The following is a 16,920-nucleotide window of genomic DNA, read 5'->3' as shown; positions in this document are numbered from 1 at the left end:
GCTGCCGATAGCCTTTGAATAAGTCCAAGCCTTGTTTCAGGGGAGTTCGCCGCATGTATCGTTGGTTAGCCGAAAAGCTGGGGAATGTCAGCGTCAAAACCAAGCTGGGCCTGGGGTTCGGCCTGGTCCTGTTGCTGACGCTGTTGATCACGTCCACTGGCTGGACCGGCCTGGGCGATGTGATCAGCCGGGGCGACAAGCTGGGGTACATCTCCAGCCTCAACAGCCTGACCCGCGACCTGCGCCTGGCGCGCCTGGACTTCGAAATGCGCCGTGGCGAACAAGGCACCGACGCGGTGAACAACCTCCTCGCACAACTGGACAGCGGCCTGAAAAAAGCCGCCGAGCTGATCGAGCAGCCCGATGACAAGGCCCTGGTGGAACAGCAGCAGGAGGCTTTGGGGCAATACAAAAAAGCCTTCGGCGCCATGGTCCAGGCCGGACTCAAGCGTGAAGGCGCGCGCAGCAAACTCGGCGACACCGCCGACAACGCCGTGGCCAAGACCAACGAAATCGAAAAAAACCTGCTGCAAGGTGACAGCGTCACCCAGTTCAACAGCGTGGTCGACCTGAGCAAGCTGATCCAGCAAGCGCGCTTCCAGGTGCGCGGCTACACCTACAGCGGCAAGACCGACGCCGAGCAGCCCGCCCTGGATGCCATCGACAATGCCCTGAAGAAAATCACCGAGCTTGAGGGCCAATTGCCGGCGCCCTTCCAGGCCAACCTGCAAGAAGCCAGCACCTCGCTGCAAGCCTATCGCGCCGCCGTCAGCCAGTACCGTGACTCCCAAGTGGCAAGCGCTGCCGCCCTGCAAACCATGAAAGCCCAGGGCGATATCCTGCTGGGCAACAGCGACAAACTGACCACCTCCCAAACCCAGGTGCGTGACACCGACGCCGCGCAAGCCAAGCAACTCTTGCTGCTGGCTACCGTGCTGGCGCTGATCTTCGGCCTGGTCGCCGCTTGGGCCATCACTCGTCAGATCATCCTCCCGTTGAACCAGACCCTCACCGTGGCTGAGCGGGTAGCCTCCGGCGATTTGAGCCATAACCTCGAATCAGCCCGCCAGGATGAACTCGGGCAGTTGCAACGCGCCATGCAGCGCATGACCGTGGGCCTGCGCGAACTGATCGGCGGCATCAGCGACGGTGTCACTCAAATTGCCAGCGCCGCCGAACAATTGTCGGCCGTAACCGAACAGACCAGCGCCGGGGTCAGCAGCCAGAAGGTGGAAACCGACCAGGTCGCCACCGCCATGAACGAAATGGCCGCCACCGTGCAGGAAGTGGCACGCAACGCCGAAGAAGCCTCCGAAGCCGCAGTGGCCGCTGACCAGCAGGCGCGCGAAGGTGACAAGGTGGTTGGCGAAGCCATCGCGCAGATCGAGCGCCTGGCCACCGAGGTCGGCAACTCCACTGCCGCCATGGGCGAACTCAAGCGCGAAAGCGACAAGATCGGCAGCGTGCTCGATGTGATCAAGTCCGTGGCCCAGCAAACCAACCTGCTGGCCCTCAACGCCGCGATTGAAGCCGCGCGCGCCGGTGAAGCCGGGCGTGGCTTCGCCGTGGTGGCGGACGAAGTGCGCAGCCTGGCCCAGCGTACCCAGAAGTCCACTGAAGAGATTGAAGAGCTGATCGTTGGCCTGCAAAGCGGCACCCAGCAGGTGGCCACGATCATGGACAACAGCCGCGAACTCACCGACAGCAGCGTCGAACTGACCCGGCGGGCCGGCAACGCGCTGGGCAGCATCACCCGCACGGTCTCGACCATCCAGGCGATGAACTCGCAGATCGCCACCGCCGCCGAGCAACAAAGCGCCGTGGCCGAAGAGATCAACCGCAGCGTCCTGAACGTGCGGGATGTGTCGGAACAGACCTCTTCGGCCAGCGAAGAGACCGCCGCGTCCAGTGTCGAGTTGGCGCGCCTGGGCAATTACCTGCAAACCCTGGTGGGCCGTTTCCGCATCTGACGATGCTTGCTGGCGGCGACGACGAAAGTCGTCGTCGCGCAACTTATGAAACGTCCTACGCGTTTATCATCCGGCCATTCCCCCGTTCGCCTCCGAATCACTTTAGCGTTTGCACTGTTGCAAAACGCTATCACTGATTTGGAGATTTCCCATGTTTCGTCGGCTGACCCGCCTGCTGGGCAATGCCAGCGTCACACTCAAGCTGGCCCTGGGTTTTGGCCAGGTGCTTGTGCTCTGCCTGATGATCGCCGGCACCGGCTGGCAAGCCCTCAACGCTGCACTCCAGCGCTCGAGCAACCTGACGGCCCTGGGGCAACTGTCCATCGCCGCACAGGCGATGCGCGCGGATCGCATCGTGTACCGCGTACTCACCGACACCGCCAGTCTTGGCAAAATGGCCACCCAGATCAGGACCCTCGACCAGCACCTCGCCACCCTGTCGCGCACGCTGAAAGCGCCCGCCGATGTGCAGCGACTTCAGGACGCGACCCGTCTGGTCGATCGATTCAAAGCGACGTTGATCGAGCTGCCGCCCCTGATCGATCGCCGGGAAACCGCGCGCAGCCCCTTGAAAAAGACCGCGCTCCAGGCGGGGGACACCCTGGCCCAACTGGCCAGCGAGCTGCCTGACCAGCAAGACCAGCAAGCCCTGGATGCCATCGAGGATCTACGCCAGGCCATCGCCGACGCCGAAAAGAACGCCCAGAGTCCCGCCTGGTCAGCCGAGTCTCCGCAAGCCTACGCCCAGGCCGTCAGCCAGGCCCTGGGCGCGCTGGACATCGCGCAGGCGACCGTTACCGCGCTGCCCGTCGACTCCACGTTGCTCCAGACCGATCTGGCGAACTACCGCGCGCAGCTTATCCGCCTCAAGGACGCGCAACTCACCACAGAGACGACGCAGAACCGTTTCGAACAACAGCTTAACCAATTGCTCGAACACAGCGACCAACTGAGCCAGGGCCAGATTCGTGCGCGTGACCAGGAGGCCGACCAGACCCGCATTCTATTGGTAGGCGTGACCCTGGCAGCCCTGTTGCTCGGCAGTCTGGCCGCCTGGTGGATTGCCGGGCAGATTGTGCGCCCGTTGCGCAAGGCGCTGGCCAGCGCCAACCGTATCGCCAAGGGCGACTTGAGCCATACGCCCCAAGTAGAACGGCGTGACGAGCTGGGCCAATTGCATCAAAGCATCGCGCAGATGACCCAAAACCTGCGCCACTTGATCGGTGGCATCGACGACAGTGCCCGGCAGATCGCCAGCGCCGCCACCCAATTGTCGACCGTCACCGAACAGGCGCGCGCCGGGATCGCCCATCAGAAAGAGGAAACCGACCTTGTGGCCACGGCCATGACGGAAATGCTCGCCACCGCGCAGGAGGTAGCGCGACATGCCGAGCACGCCTCCGTGGCAGCGAACGAAGCCGACGTGCAGGCCAGCGCCGGCGACAAGGTGGTCGCACAGGTGGTCGAACAGATCGGCCAGCTGGCTGACGAAATGGCACTTTCGGGGCGCGCGATGCTGGCGCTGCGTCAGGAGAGCCAGAAAATCGGCAGTGTGCTGGACGTGATCAAGTCGGTATCCCGACAAACCAACCTGCTGGCCCTCAACGCCGCCATTGAAGCTTCACGCGCGGGCAATGCCGGCGAAGGCTTTGCGGTGGTCGCTGCAGAAGTCCGCAGCCTGGCCCTGCGCACCCAGGAGTCGGCCGAGGAAATCGAAAGCCTGATCCAGGGCCTGCACGACGGCACCCGGCAAGTGGCGGATATCCTGGACAGCAGCCGCAGCCTGACGGACGACAGTGTCGACCTGACACGTGATGCCGGCGAGGCGCTGGCCACCATCGCCCGCACCGTGGCCATCATCCAGGAGATGAACCCGCAGATTGCTGCCGCAGCCGAAGAACAAAGCGCCGTCGCCGAGGAAATCAATCGCAGTGTCTGGAAAGTGCGCGATGTGTCCGAACAGAACGCCGCCGCCAGTGAGGAAACGGCGGCGGCCAGTGTTCAACTGACGAAGCTGAGCCTGGATTTGCAGGCATTGGTGGGCCGGTTCAGGTTGTGACGGTTACAAATCTGCGGCGCGCCCGTTACAGCACCTGTCGCAGAAACGCCTGGGCTCGGAGGTCCTTGGGGGCATCGAAGAACTCGGCCGGGGCGGCGTCCTCCAACAGCTTGCCGTGATCGAAAAACAGCACCCGGTCCGCCACTTCCCGGGCAAAGCCCATTTCGTGGGTAACGCAGACCATGGTCATGCCTTCCAGGGCCAGGGTCTTCATCACGTCGAGCACTTCGCCGACCATTTCCGGATCCAGGGCCGAGGTGGGCTCATCGAACAGCATGACCTTGGGTTCCATCGCCAGCGCTCGGGCAATGGCGACCCGCTGTTGCTGGCCGCCGGACAGGCGTGACGGAAACTCATGGGCTTTTTGTGCGATACCGACCTTTTCCAGCAGCGCCAGGGCCTTGGCTTCACGCTCTTGCTTGCCACGCTTGCGCACGACTTTCTGCGCCAGGCACAGGTTCTCCAGCACGGTCATGTGGGGGAACAGGTTGAAGTGCTGGAACACCATGCCGACTTCACGGCGGTAGGCGTTCACGTCGGTTTTCGGGTCGGCCAGTTGCAGTCCGTCGATGCTCACAGAGCCTGCATCGAAGGTCTCCAGGCCGTTGAGGCAGCGCAGGAAGGTCGACTTGCCGGAGCCGGACGGGCCGATTACCACCAGCACTTCGCCCTTGGCCACCTGGGTACTGACGTGGTCCACCGCGCGCACCACCTGGCCACGGGTATCGAAGACTTTTACCAGATCGCGAACTTCAATCACTTTGCGCGAGCCTCCGCTCAAGCCGGCTGGCCATTTTCGACAGCGGCAGGTTGATCAGCAGGTACAGGCCTGCGACGCAGAACAGGATTTCGAACGGCGAGAACGAGGTGGTGATCACCTCGCGGCCGCTCTTGAGCAGTTCGGTGATGGCGATCACCGAGACCAGCGATGTGTCCTTCACCAGGCTGATGAATTGCCCGGCCAGCGGCGGCAGTACCCGTTTGAACGCCTGCGGCAGTACCACATGGCGCATCGACTGGCTCGCGCTCAGGCCCAGGGAGCGCGCGGCTTCGTTCTGGCCACGGGCGATGGACTGCACGCCGGCGCGGACGATTTCCGCCACGTAGGCGCCGGTAAACAGCGACAGCGCAGCGATCCCGGCAAATTCCCGGGACAGGTTGAGTACCGTGCCGATAAAGAAATAGAAAATGAAGATCTGCACCAACAGCGGCGTGCCGCGTACCAGTTCGACATAGATCGTCGACAGATCCCGCAGGGTCGGGTTGCTGGACAGCCGGCACAAACCGGTCGCCAGCCCGATCACCAGGCCCAGAATTCCGGACACCACCGACAACCACAGCGTGGTCCACAAACCCCACATCAACGGACCCAAAGCCCAATGGCGGGTGACTCCGACCACATCGCCTTCGGCCACATCATCACCGCGCGCTACTTGCAGGCTGTTGTCGGCGACAGTCAGTTTCTGCTCGGCGCCTGCGTCGTTGCGCAGCGTCACTTCAGCCACATCGCCCTTGCGTACCAGCTCCACCACGGTGGAGATATCCGCCGCACGCTGGGAGGTTTCGGCCTGATAGGCGAAGTATTGCGGTACACGGTTCCAGCGCCACTCGTAGGACATCAGCGAGGTGGCGTAGTACAACGCGCCGGCCAGGCCGACCAGCACGACCACCGTCAGCAGGTGCCAGGGCCATTGGGCTTTTTTCTGTTTCATTTCAAATTCCGGGATTTGTGTTGCCTGTGAGGCCGCCATCGCGGGCAAGTCGAATCGTCGCACCGCCGCTCCCACATTTTGATTTGTGAACACCGTCAAAGGTGGGAGCTGGCTTGCCTGCGATACAGGCAACTCGGTCTAAAGCCTTATTCCATGTCCTTGAGCCACTCGGAGCTCTTGAACCACTTGTCATGGATGCGATCGTAGGTGCCGTCGTTGCGGATCTGGTGCAGGAAGTTGTTGATGAAGTTGATGCTGTCGTAGTCGCCCTTCTTCAAACCGAACGCCAAAGGCTCGAAGGTGAAGGGTTCTTCCAGGAACACCAGCTTGCCGTTGCCGACTTTTTTCTCGGCCACCACGTTGTACGGCGCGTCATACACGAAGGCATCGGCCTTGCCGTTGACCACGTCCAGCACGCCTTCCTGTTCGTTGTCGTAACCGTGGTACCTGGCTTTGGAGATCAGCTTTTTGGCGACCATCTCACCGGTGGTGCCGAGCTTGGACGTGAGGCGGTATTTCTCGTCGTTCAAATCCTTGTAGGACTTGATGGTGCCTTCCAGGTCCTTGCGAATCAGCAGGGTCTGACCCACCACGATGAAGGGTTCGCTGAAGTTCAGGCGCAGGTTGCGTTCCTGGGTCAGGGTCATGCCGCTGCCGATCATGTCGAACTTGCCGGTCAGGAAGGCCGGGATGATGCCGTCGTAGCCGGTGGACACCAGCTCCAGCTTGACGCCCATGGACTTGGCCATGGCCTTGAGGATGTCGACTTCGAAACCGATGATTTCACCGCGCTTGTCTGTCATTTCGAACGGCATGTAGGTCGGGTCCATGCCGACTTTCAGCGTGCCGCGCTTGACCGCATCATCGATGGCACCGGCCTGGGCTGCATTGGCGGCCACCAGCGCGGTAACGCCGAGCAGCAGCATCGAAAGATACTTTTTCATCATCAAGTCCCCTGAACGATTCTTGTGAGGCTGGCGCGCTAGAAGGGCTGCACCATTTCGGGGTGCGATCCTAACCCACTCGCCAGCCGTCACAAAGGTTTCACGGGTAATTGTTGTCAGCGTATGTCGGAAAAGCCCCACAACGGTGCAGCAAACCACGTGGATAGACACTTCAGCACCCCGCGCTCGCAATCGATTGATGTGTAAGCAGTTATGACTTCGAGTCGATTTCAGCCATCCAGTCGGTGTCTTTGAACCACTTGTCGTGCAGCCGATCGTAGGTGCCATCCTGGGCCACCTGGTTAAGAAAGTGGTTGATCCAGTTGATGCTGTCGAAATCGCCTTTTTTCAGGCCAAACGCCAGGGGCTCGAAGGTGAACGGCTGTTCCAACAACAGCAGCGCATGGTTTTCGGGCCGCGCCATGGCGATCAGGTTGTAGGGCGCATCATGGATGAAGGCATCGGCCTTGCCTTCCACCACCTGACGGACCCCTTCTTCCGGGGTGGCGAAGGTGGTCAAGCGCGCGGCGCCGAGAAAACGCCGCGCCGCGGCCTCTCCCGTAGTGCCCGTGTTGGCGGTGACGCGATAGCTGGCGTCATCGAGCTCTTCGACGCTGGTGACCTTGCCTGCCAGGCTGGGGTGCAGCAGCACGGTCTGGCCCACCACGATGAACGAGTCGCTGAAATTCAGCTTCAGGTTACGTTCGGCGGTGACGGTCATGCCGCTGCCAATCAGGTCGAACTGCTTCGCCTGCAAGCCAGGCAACAGCTCGGTGTAAGGCACTGCGACCAGCTCCAGCTCGATACCCAAAGCGTCGCTCATCGCCTGGAGCAGGTCGATTTCAAAACCCACGATACGCCCGTGCCGGTCAGTCATTTCAAAAGGCACATAAGTGGGCGTGGTGCCGACTTTCAGCACGCCGCGCCGGACAGCGTCGTCGATTGCGCCCGCCTGTACCAGACCGATGTGAATCACTGCGACAACGCTTATCAGCAGCGCCGCACCATAGCGTTTGATCATGAGTCCCCCTGTTGCCACGTTCAATTCGGGGGCGATGCTAACGCAGCCACGGGCACGGCAATACGCGTCGAACAAAGGTCTTTTGTTTCGAAATAACAGTGGGTTAGCGCAACAGGGAAGGAGAGAAAAACGCTGTAGGACCAGCGCTTGAAGCGCCCCCGAGGAGAACCCTCGGGGGCGTCTGAATCAGGCCGGTTGAGCCTGGGACGACAGCGGTTGCAGCGGCAGCAACGGCGCATGCGGATCGGCTTTCACCGAATCACGCCACGCGGCAAGCCACTCGGCATGCCCCTCGCCCCACACCTGCTCGTGCAGACGGGCCAGGGCCACCGGGTCGCTGAGCAAGGCCAGGCGCTCGCCGTTGTTGAGGCCGGCGGGGCCGACTTTCAACGCGTGACGCACACGTTCGGTACGCAGGTACTCGATCGGCTCGGCCTGACCGTGACGCGAGGTCGCCAGGGCACAGGCCAGGGCGTTCTGCTGCGGGTCGACCACCGAGCGCACGAAGCCATCGTTCAACGCGTGCCAGCGGTTTTCGTGGGTGTACTTGTCGGTGGACAACAGCGCCTGCGGCGGATTGTATTCCTCGGGGATCAGGAACAGGCTCTCATCGCGGGACTTGAGGCCCAGCCCGACGCGGCTGGAAATCACCGACACCGGGATCGACAGCATCAGCGAACCCACGATAGGCACCAGCCACCACAGGAAGCTCGGGTTCAACCACACCACCAGCAGCGCCCACAGGAAACCCAGCACGGTTTGCGGACCGTGGCGCTTGACCGCCTCGCTCCAGGGGGTGGAGTCGTCGTCACGCTGCGGCGAATTCCAGGTCGCGGCCCAGCCGAGGAACGCGGCCAGCACGAAACGGGTGTGGAAGATCATCCGTACCGGCGCCAGCAGCATGGAGAACAGCATCTCCAGCAGCATCGACAAGGTCACCTTGAACTTGCCACCGAACTCTTTCGCGCCCTTTGCCCAGATCAGGATGATGCTCAGCAGTTTGGGCAGGAACAGCAGCACGATGGTGGTGGAGAACAGTGCCACCGCCTTGTCCGGATGCCATTGCGGCCACAGCGGGTACAGCTGGCGTGGCGCCATGAAGTATTGCGGCTCCATCAACGTGTTCACCGCCAGCAGCGCCGTGGATAGCACCAGGAACAGGAACCACAACGGCGCCGACAGGTAAGACATCACACCGGTAAGGAACACCGCGCGGTGCACCGGGTGCATGCCTTTTACCAGGAACAGGCGGAAGTTCATCAGGTTGCCGTGGCACCACCGACGGTCACGCTTGAGTTCGTCCAGCAGGTTCGGCGGCAGTTCTTCATAGCTGCCCGGCAAGTCGTAGGCGATCCACACGCCCCAGCCGGCACGGCGCATCAGCGCGGCTTCGACGAAGTCGTGGGACAGGATGGAACCGGCGAACGCGCCTTTGCCCGGCAACGGCGCCAGGGCGCAGTGCTCGATGAACGGCTTCATGCGGATGATCGCGTTGTGGCCCCAGTAGTGGGATTCACCCAACTGCCAGAAGTGCAGGCCGGCGGTGAACAGCGGGCCGTATACGCGGGTGGCGAACTGCTGCATGCGCGCATACAGGGTGTCCATGCCCGACGCACGCGGCGCGGTCTGGATGATCCCGGCATCCGGCGTAGCTTCCATCAGGCGTACCAGGCTGGTCAGGCATTCGCCGCTCATCACGCTGTCGGCGTCGAGCACCACCATGTACTTGTAATCACCGCCCCAGCGACGGCAGAAGTCGTCGAGGTTGCCGCTCTTGCGTTTTACGCGACGGCGACGACGGCGATAGAAGATCTTGCCGAAACCACCGGCTTCGCGGCACACATCGAGCCAGGCTTGCTGCTCGGCGATGCAGATGTCGGCTTCGTTACTGTCACTGAGCACGAAGAAGTCGAAGCGGTCCAGGTCACCCGTGGCGGCCACCGACTCGAAGGTCGCGCGCAAGCCGGCGAATACCCGGGGCACGTCTTCGTTGCAGATCGGCATCACCAGCGCGGTGCGGGCATCCTTCGGAATCGGCTCGTCACCGGCACTTTTACCGGAGATCCGGTATTTATCGTGGCCGGTCAGCAGTTCCAGGAAGCCCATCAATGCGGTCCAGAAACCGGCCGAAACCCAGCAGAACAAAATCCCGAACATGATCAGGATGCTGGTTTGCAGGGCGTAGGGCAGTACCTGGGTGGCGGTTTGCAGCAGGGTCTGGTTGCGGATTTCGTCGAAGTCCACCAGCGACCAACCCTGGTACGGCATGATGCCTTTCATGTACCAGCCGGCCACGATGGTCTGGCCGAGCATCAGCACCAGCAGGATGTAGCGGCGGATCGAACCCACGGTACGCCAGCGGGCAGCCGGCAGTACGCGCTCATCCTTCGGCGGGGCCGGCGGATTGCTGCGCCCGGTGATCCGGCGCCAGGCACGCACCAGAATATTGGTGCGCCAGGGCTCCGGCACGACCCGGGTGCGACGGATCGGCGGCGTGGCCTTGAGGCACACTCGACCGCTGGCGTCGACGGCGAGCATTTCGGCGTCGTGCAGCTCCTCGGCCGTGTTCAGCGTGAGGCGGCGGCCCACCGACGCCTGAGCGGCGTCGACCGGCGCGTCGAAGGTCGCGGACGACAGACGCTCATGCAGCTCGGTGAAGGAGGTGCAGCCCGCCAGTTCGGCGCGCTGCTCGGCGGTCATCGGTAAATGAGCCAGGTACTCGGACAGAGTCTGCGGCGTAGCTTGGGAATTACTCATCGGCAGGCAACTGATAGCTCCAGGTCTCGGTCAGGACTTGCTCTGTCTTGGCCGGCTCCGGTGTGGCTGGGGCAGCTTCTGGCTGCTTGGCTTCCTTGTCTTTCGCTTCCTTGGCGTCCTTCCTGGCCTGTTTCTCGTGTTGCTTGGCCAAGACCTTGTCCGCCTTGAGCACGTGGCTCGAGTCCTGCTCAGGTGCCGGGGCAGCAACGTCCTGCACCAGTGCCGCGCGCATTTCGGTCGGCTTGCTCGCGTCCTTGATCTTCATGCGCAGGGTCAGGCGCCAGCCTTTGGTGTGCGGGTTGTAACGCACGCTGTTTTCCACCAGTTCGGCGTTGTCGCCGACACTCACCTGGCTGCGCACCGGTGCATCCGCCGGCAGGGCCTTGAGGGACGGGCCCTCGAAGTCCACCAGGTAGGCCACGCTGCCATCAGGCTGGCGGATCAGGTTGGACTGCTTCACGTCGCCGGTGGAACGCAGGGTCTGCTTGACCCAGGCGCTGTCGGCAGGGTGCAGGGACTTCTCGTCCATGGTCCAGTGCAGGCGATAGGAAACATCCAGGGGCTTGCCGACTTCCGGCAGCTCCGCAGGGCTCCAGAACGCAACGATGTTGTCGTTGGTTTCATCGGCAGTCGGGATTTCCACCAGGTTGACGGTGCCTTTGCCCCAGTCGCCTTCCGGCTCGATCCAGGCGCTTGGGCGCTTGTCGTAGTTGTCGTCCAGGTCTTCGTAGTGGCTGAAGTCGCGGCCACGTTGCAGCAGGCCGAAGCCTTTCGGGTTCTCTACGGTGTAATTGCTGACCGACAGGTGTTTAGGGTTGTTCAGTGGGCGCCAGATCCACTCGCCATTGCCGGCATGGATCGACAGACCGCTGGAATCGTGCAGTTCACGACGGTAGTTGAGCACCTTGGACGGCTGGTTGGCGCCGAACAGGTACATGCTGGTCAGCGGGGCAACGCCCAGTTTGCTGACCTTGTCGCGCAGGAACATCTGGGATTTGACGTCGACAATGGTGTCGCTGCCCGGGCGCAGGGTCAGGCGATAGGCACCCGTGGCGCGCGGGGAGTCCAGCAGGGCAAAGATGACCAGCTGTTTTTCACCCGGTTTCGGGCGCTCGATCCAGAACTCGGTGAAGCGCGGGAATTCTTCGCCGGACGGCAATGCGGTGTCGATCGCCATGCCCCGGGCGGACAAGCCGTAGGCCTGACCCTTGCCCACGACGCGGAAGTAGCTCGCGCCGAGCATGGTCATGATCTCGTCTTGCTTGTCGTCCTTGTTGATCGGGTACAGCACACGGAAACCGGCGTAACCCAGTTGTTCGGTGGCCTTGGGATCAAACTTCACGTCACCGAAATCGAAACGGGTCGGGTCGTACTTGATTTCGTTGACGCTGGTGGAGGTGACTTCGTTGATTTTCACCGGCGTATCGAAGTGCATGCCCTGGTGATAGAAGGACAGCTTGAAGGGGGTGTTCTGATCGGCCCACTCGGCTTTTTCGTTGCGGAAACGAATCTTCTGGTAGTCCGCGAATTTCATTTCGCGAAATTCGTTCGGCAAATTGCTGCGCGGAGCTTCGTATTTTTGCCCGGCCAGCTCTTTTGCCTTGGCCGACACATCGTCCAGACTGAATGCCCACAGCTGACTCGCGCCGAACAGGCAAAACAGGGCGGAGCCCGTCACCAGTGCGTTTCGTAACCGTTTGGCAGACAATTTTGGTGCATTACAGGGACTAACAATCACGAGCAACCCTCGCCGAAAACAGATCAAAAAACCAACGGCCAGCTATCTATATGCCAGGTTGGCGAGCATTGTTCCGACTCCCCCGGGTCAAAATGATTCCCCATAGGATGTCGGACAAGTCTCTACCTAAGTCAAAAATGGACCAAACAACGCTGGTCCCCGTAGCGCGCGATTATCTAGCAGCCCGCGAAACAACGCATCAGGGACAACGAAGTATTTGTAGCGAAACCCTGCGTTTTTAGGCATTAAAAGTCGTTTTTAATACATTCACGTCTGCAAGAGGAAGGTCACAGGGCCATCATTGACCAAATGCACCTGCATATCGGCGCCAAAACGCCCTGACGCCACCTTGCCATGCAATTGTTGCGCTTGTAACAGCAGATGGTCGAAAAGCGCCGCTCCCAGGGCCGGCGGGGCCGCGGTGGAGAAGCTGGGCCGCAGCCCGCTCTTGGTATCCGCCGCCAGGGTAAATTGCGACACCAGCAACAAACCGCCGTCGATGTCCTTCAACGACAGGTTCATCTTGCCCTCGCCGTCGCTGAACACCCGATAGTTGAGCAACTTGTGCAGCAACTTGTCGACACTCTCAGGGGTGTCCGACGGTTCGACGGCCACCAACACCAGCAACCCCTGGTCAATCGCACCGACGACCTCGCCTTCCACCTCGACCCGGGCGCCACGCACCCGTTGCAACAGCCCCTTCATGCTTCTTCTGGGGGCAGGTCGAGCAAGCGCCGTGCCATTTGGCCGGTCGCACGCACCAGTGCATCGGTGATACCTGGCTCGGACGCGGCATGGCCGGCCTCGCGGATCACCTGCAACTCGCTGTTGGGCCACGCCTGGTGCAATTCCCAGGCGTTATCCAGCGTGCAGATCATATCGTAGCGGCCATGAATGATTACGCCAGGCAGATGGGCGATCTTGTGCATATCGCGGATCAACTGGTTGGGTTCCAGGAATGAGTTGTTGGTGAAGTAGTGGCATTCGATGCGCGCGATGGACAGCGCACGCTGCGGCTCGGAAAAGCGCTCCACATGCTGCGGGCTCGGGCACAGGCCGAGCATGCGCCCTTCCCAGCCGGACCAGGCCTTGGCCGCGTGCATCTGGGCGATCTGATCGTTGCCGGTCAGGCGCTTGTGGTAGGCCGCGATCATGTCGTGACGCTCTTCCGGCGGGATCGGCGCAAGGTAGTCCTGCCAGTAGTCCGGGAACAGGCGGCTCGCGCCCTCCTGATAGAACCAGTGAATATCCTGCGGACGGGCCAGGAAGATGCCGCGCACGATCAGGCCGTGCACACGCTCCGGATGGGTTTGCGCGTAGGCCAGCGCCAGGGTCGAGCCCCAGGAACCGCCGAACAGCACCCATTTGTCGATGCCCAGATGCTCGCGAATGCGCTCGAGGTCGGCCACCAGGTCCCAGGTGGTGTTGTTTTCCAGGCTGGCGCGTGGCGTGGAACGCCCGCAGCCGCGCTGGTCGAAGGTGACGATGCGGTACAGGTTCGGGTCGAAATAGCAGCGGCTCTGGGCATCGCAACCGGAACCAGGGCCACCATGGATGAATACGACGGGCAAGCCTTCGGGAGAGCCACTTTCGTCGACATACAGCGTATGGGTGTCATCGACAGCCAGATCGTGCCGGGCGTAGGGTTTGATCTGCGGGTACCAAGTCTGCATTGCGCGCTCCGTAGGGGTTCGGGTTCATCCCTGGGGGGACGTCTGTTATTTTGCCGTCTGGCATCATAAACCCGAATCGTGCAATGAGCATGTCATTGAGCGCTTAGCGCGCTGTCAGCCCTTCGCTACCCAGGAACTGCAGCAAGTAGTCATAGAGCAGGTCCACCTCCGCCACCTGCCCCCGCGCCCGCAGGCAACCATGAACCAGCCCCTTGCCGGGATAACGCACAGCCGCCACACCGGCGGCCTGCAAGCGTTCGGCATAGAGCATGCCGTCGTCACGCAACGGGTCGAACTGGGCCACGGCAATAAAAGCCTTGGGCAAACCGCGATAATCCGTGGCCAACAACGGCATGGCATAGGCCGAAGGGCTGGCGCTGCCTTGCAGGTACAGCGCCAGGTAACAATCGGTATCGGCGGTGCTGAGCAGCGGTGCGTCCATGCAGTCGCGCCGTGACGGCAGGTCGGCCGGCCCTCCCAGCCCCGGGTAGATCAGTACCTGGGCCCGCGGCAGCGGCTGTTCGTCGTCTCGCAACCCCAGGCACAACGCCGCGGCCAGGTTGCCTCCCGCGCTGTCGCCCGCCACCACCAGGTGGTGCAGATCGATGGCGTGCGGCGCGTCCCCGGCCTGGATCGCACGCCACACCGCCCGGCAATCCTCATAGGCCGCCGGGAACGGATGCTCGGGCGCCAGCCGATAGTCGATGGCAATCACCAGCACCTGCAAGCGGCTGGCCAGTTCGAAACAGATGAAGTCGTGGGAGTCCAGGCCACCGACCACCCAACCGCCGCCGTGCATATAAAGGATGCACGGCCAGCCACCCGACGGAACCGACGAGGTGGGCAGATAACTGCGCACGCCCACACCGGCCAGGGTGAAGTCCTCGACCCGCAAGCCTTCTGGTTGCGGCGGGGTGAACGCGCGGCACATACGGTCGTAGTTCTCGCGCAGGCCGGCCAGGGAGGAGTCGTCGCTGGTGAAGGATTCGGTTTTGGTGACAAAAGCAGCAAGCTGCGGAGAAATCGGGTACATGCACAAACATCCCTGAGAATGGAGATCACTTGTGGGAGCTGGCTTGCCTGCTCCCACATAGCCCCTCTGCCTGACTTACCGTATTCGGCTCAGGGTTTCAGGCTGGCCTGAACCGACGCGACCCCATCGCCGCCGTCAAACGCCGTAACGCCCGCCAGCCAACGCTGCAAATCCTCGGGATGATCACGCAACCATTGCTTGGCCACGTCCTGGGGTGACTGGCGTTCCATGATCGGCACCATCAACTGGCTTTCCTGGGCGGCGGTGAAGGTGAGGTTTTCCAGCAGCCGGTTCGCGTTGGGACAACGCTCGGCGAAGTCCGGCGCGGTCACGGTGGACACCGTGGCACGACCCTCATCAGGACCGAACACACCTTCGCTGCCGGTGAGGTAGGCCATTTTCATGTTGATGTTCATCGGGTGCGGGGTCCAACCGACGAACACCACGAACTCCTTGCGATTCACCGCACGCTGCACCGCCGCGAGCATGCCCGCCTCGCCGGACGCCACCAGCTTGAAACCGCCCAGACCGAAGCGGTTGGTATCGATCATTTTCTGGATATCGGTATTCGCCCCGCTGCCAGGCTCAATGCCATAGAGCTTGCCGCCCAGTTTGTCCTTGAAGCGCGCGATGTCGGCAAAGGTTTTCAAGCCCGCATCCGCCACGTATTGCGGCACGGCCAGGGTAGCCTGGGCATCGGCGAGGCTGGGCTGGTCGAATACCTTGACCTGCCTGGCAGCCAGGAACGGTGCGATGTTGTTGTCCATCGCCGGTTTCCAGTAACCGAGGAAGATATCCAGGCGCTTGTCACGAATGCCGGCGAAGATGATTTGCTGCACGGCGCTGGTCTGCTTGCTGTCATAGCCCAGGCCATTGAGCAGCACATCGGCCATGCCCGACGTGGCGATCACGTCGGTCCAGCTGACCACACCCATGCGCACGGTTTTGCAGGAGGCCGGTTCGGCGGCCATGGCGTTGGCGCTGAGCAGCGCGGCACCGGTGAGGGTCAACAACAGTTTTTTCATGGTGGTGGGCTCACTCGGTTGTTTTTATCCGACAACCTTACCCAGCGGGAATGCGATCAACACGACCTGTGGCGACCGGCAGTTGCACTGGGGCGACCGTGAGGGCCTCATCGCAGGCAAGCCAGCTCCCACATTTTGGAATGCATTCCAAGGTGGGAGCTGGCTTGCCTGCGATGGCGATATCAGCCGTAACGCTTCTGCCCCCAGGCCAACAACCCCTCCAGCAATTGCTTCAACACCACCCGCGTCGGTTCGGCCAGGTCCGGGCGATAACGGAACGGTTCGAACTCTTCCATATAGGTGCACTGGCCCAGCTCCAGCTGCACGGCGTGGATGTCCTGCGCCGGGTTGCCGTAGTGCCGGGTGATGTGGCCGCCCTTGAAGCGCCCATTGAGCACATGGGTGTACTGCGGGTGCCGGGCGCAGATGGCTTCCAGCTGGCTGGCCAATTCAGGGTCGCATGCGGCGCCATTGAAGGTGCCGAGGTTGAAGTCCGGCAGCTTGCCTTCGAACAGGTGCGGGATCACCGAGCGGATCGAGTGTGCATCGAACAGCAGCGCGTAGCCGAACTCGGCCTTGAGGCGCGCCAGCTCTTCCTGCAACGTGCGGTGGTACGGGCCCCAGACCTTTTGCAGGTACGTGGCGCGCTCTTCCTCGGACGGCACGTGACCTTCGCGAAACAGCGGCACGCCGTCGAACAACGTCGCCGGGTACAGCCCGGTGGTGGCGCCGACGTACAGCGGCTTGTCGTCCGAAGGCCGGTTCAGGTCGATGACGAACCGCGAATACTCGGCTGCCAGGGTGCTGGCGCCCAGCTCCTCGGCAAAGTCATACAGGGTGGGGATGTGCCAGTCGGTGTCCGGCAGGCTTTGCGCCTCGGGGATCAACCCGGCTTCGACCGCCGGCGTCAGGCGCAGGCCGGCGTGGGGCATGCTGATCAGCAGCGGTACGCGGCCTTGTTTGAAGTTCAGAACCTTATCCACAACAA

Annotated in this window: 13 protein-coding genes; 2 read left to right on the top strand and 11 right to left on the bottom strand. The window is 62.1% G+C overall.

The annotated features are described in order from the left end of the window. Positions 1-53 precede the first annotated feature (53 nt). A complete protein-coding gene (locus ACW9IB_RS12780; protein WP_457413916.1) occupies positions 54-1,970 on the top strand; it encodes a methyl-accepting chemotaxis protein in 1,917 nt (638 codons plus the stop codon). Positions 1,971-2,121: 151 nt separating this feature from the next. Next, positions 2,122-4,029 carry a methyl-accepting chemotaxis protein gene (locus ACW9IB_RS12775; protein ID WP_457413915.1) on the top strand — a complete coding sequence of 636 codons (1,908 nt, stop codon included), beginning with the start codon at positions 2,122-2,124 and terminating at the stop codon, positions 4,027-4,029. A gap of 25 nt (positions 4,030-4,054) precedes the next feature. On the opposite strand, the gene ACW9IB_RS12770 is transcribed toward ACW9IB_RS12775, so the two are convergent. The 11 genes from ACW9IB_RS12770 to hutG all read right to left on the bottom strand — a co-directional run bounded on the left by ACW9IB_RS12770 (position 4,055) and on the right by hutG (position 16,915). Then, positions 4,055-4,789, bottom strand: a complete 735-nt coding sequence (locus ACW9IB_RS12770; RefSeq protein ID WP_457413914.1) for an amino acid ABC transporter ATP-binding protein — start codon at positions 4,787-4,789, stop codon at positions 4,055-4,057. Beyond that, the gene (locus ACW9IB_RS12765) at positions 4,782-5,741 is read right to left on the bottom strand and encodes an amino acid ABC transporter permease (protein WP_457413913.1); all 960 of its coding nucleotides are present in this window, start codon (positions 5,739-5,741) and stop codon (positions 4,782-4,784) included. Before ACW9IB_RS12765 ends, ACW9IB_RS12770 begins: the two co-directional genes overlap by 8 nt. 146 nt (positions 5,742-5,887) lie before the next feature. Next, positions 5,888-6,685 (bottom strand): transporter substrate-binding domain-containing protein, encoded by a 798-nt coding sequence (locus tag ACW9IB_RS12760; RefSeq protein ID WP_457413911.1) that lies wholly within the window; start codon positions 6,683-6,685, stop codon positions 5,888-5,890. Between the two features lie 211 nt (positions 6,686-6,896). Further along, entirely contained in the window at positions 6,897-7,706 is an 810-nt protein-coding gene (locus ACW9IB_RS12755; RefSeq protein ID WP_457413910.1) for a transporter substrate-binding domain-containing protein, read from the bottom strand. A gap of 186 nt (positions 7,707-7,892) precedes the next feature. Then, on the bottom strand, positions 7,893-10,463 hold the full coding sequence (gene mdoH / locus ACW9IB_RS12750; protein ID WP_457413909.1) for a glucans biosynthesis glucosyltransferase MdoH: 2,571 nt from the start codon (positions 10,461-10,463) through the stop codon (positions 7,893-7,895). Continuing rightward, entirely contained in the window at positions 10,456-12,201 is a 1,746-nt protein-coding gene (locus ACW9IB_RS12745) for a glucan biosynthesis protein G (RefSeq protein ID WP_457368851.1), read from the bottom strand. Before ACW9IB_RS12745 ends, mdoH begins: the two co-directional genes overlap by 8 nt. 267 nt (positions 12,202-12,468) lie before the next feature. Further along, positions 12,469-12,906 carry a D-aminoacyl-tRNA deacylase gene (gene dtd, locus ACW9IB_RS12740; RefSeq protein WP_457368852.1) on the bottom strand — a complete coding sequence of 146 codons (438 nt, stop codon included), beginning with the start codon at positions 12,904-12,906 and terminating at the stop codon, positions 12,469-12,471. Continuing rightward, positions 12,903-13,874, bottom strand: a complete 972-nt coding sequence (pip, locus tag ACW9IB_RS12735) for a prolyl aminopeptidase (protein WP_457368853.1) — start codon at positions 13,872-13,874, stop codon at positions 12,903-12,905. The genes dtd and pip overlap by 4 nt, the downstream gene beginning before the upstream one ends. Before the next feature lie 103 nt (positions 13,875-13,977). Then, the gene (locus tag ACW9IB_RS12730) at positions 13,978-14,907 is read right to left on the bottom strand and encodes an alpha/beta hydrolase (RefSeq protein WP_457413908.1); all 930 of its coding nucleotides are present in this window, start codon (positions 14,905-14,907) and stop codon (positions 13,978-13,980) included. An 89-nt stretch (positions 14,908-14,996) separates the two neighbouring features. Beyond that, the gene (locus ACW9IB_RS12725; protein WP_457413907.1) at positions 14,997-15,932 is read right to left on the bottom strand and encodes a choline ABC transporter substrate-binding protein; all 936 of its coding nucleotides are present in this window, start codon (positions 15,930-15,932) and stop codon (positions 14,997-14,999) included. Between the two features lie 182 nt (positions 15,933-16,114). After that, positions 16,115-16,915, bottom strand: a complete 801-nt coding sequence (gene hutG, locus ACW9IB_RS12720; RefSeq protein WP_457368856.1) for an N-formylglutamate deformylase — start codon at positions 16,913-16,915, stop codon at positions 16,115-16,117. Positions 16,916-16,920 lie beyond the last annotated feature (5 nt).

This window comes from Pseudomonas sp. SDO524_S393 (assembly GCF_054071875.1).
Note: the sequence above shows the minus strand (reverse complement) of the source record. Positions and strands in the feature narration are given on the sequence as shown.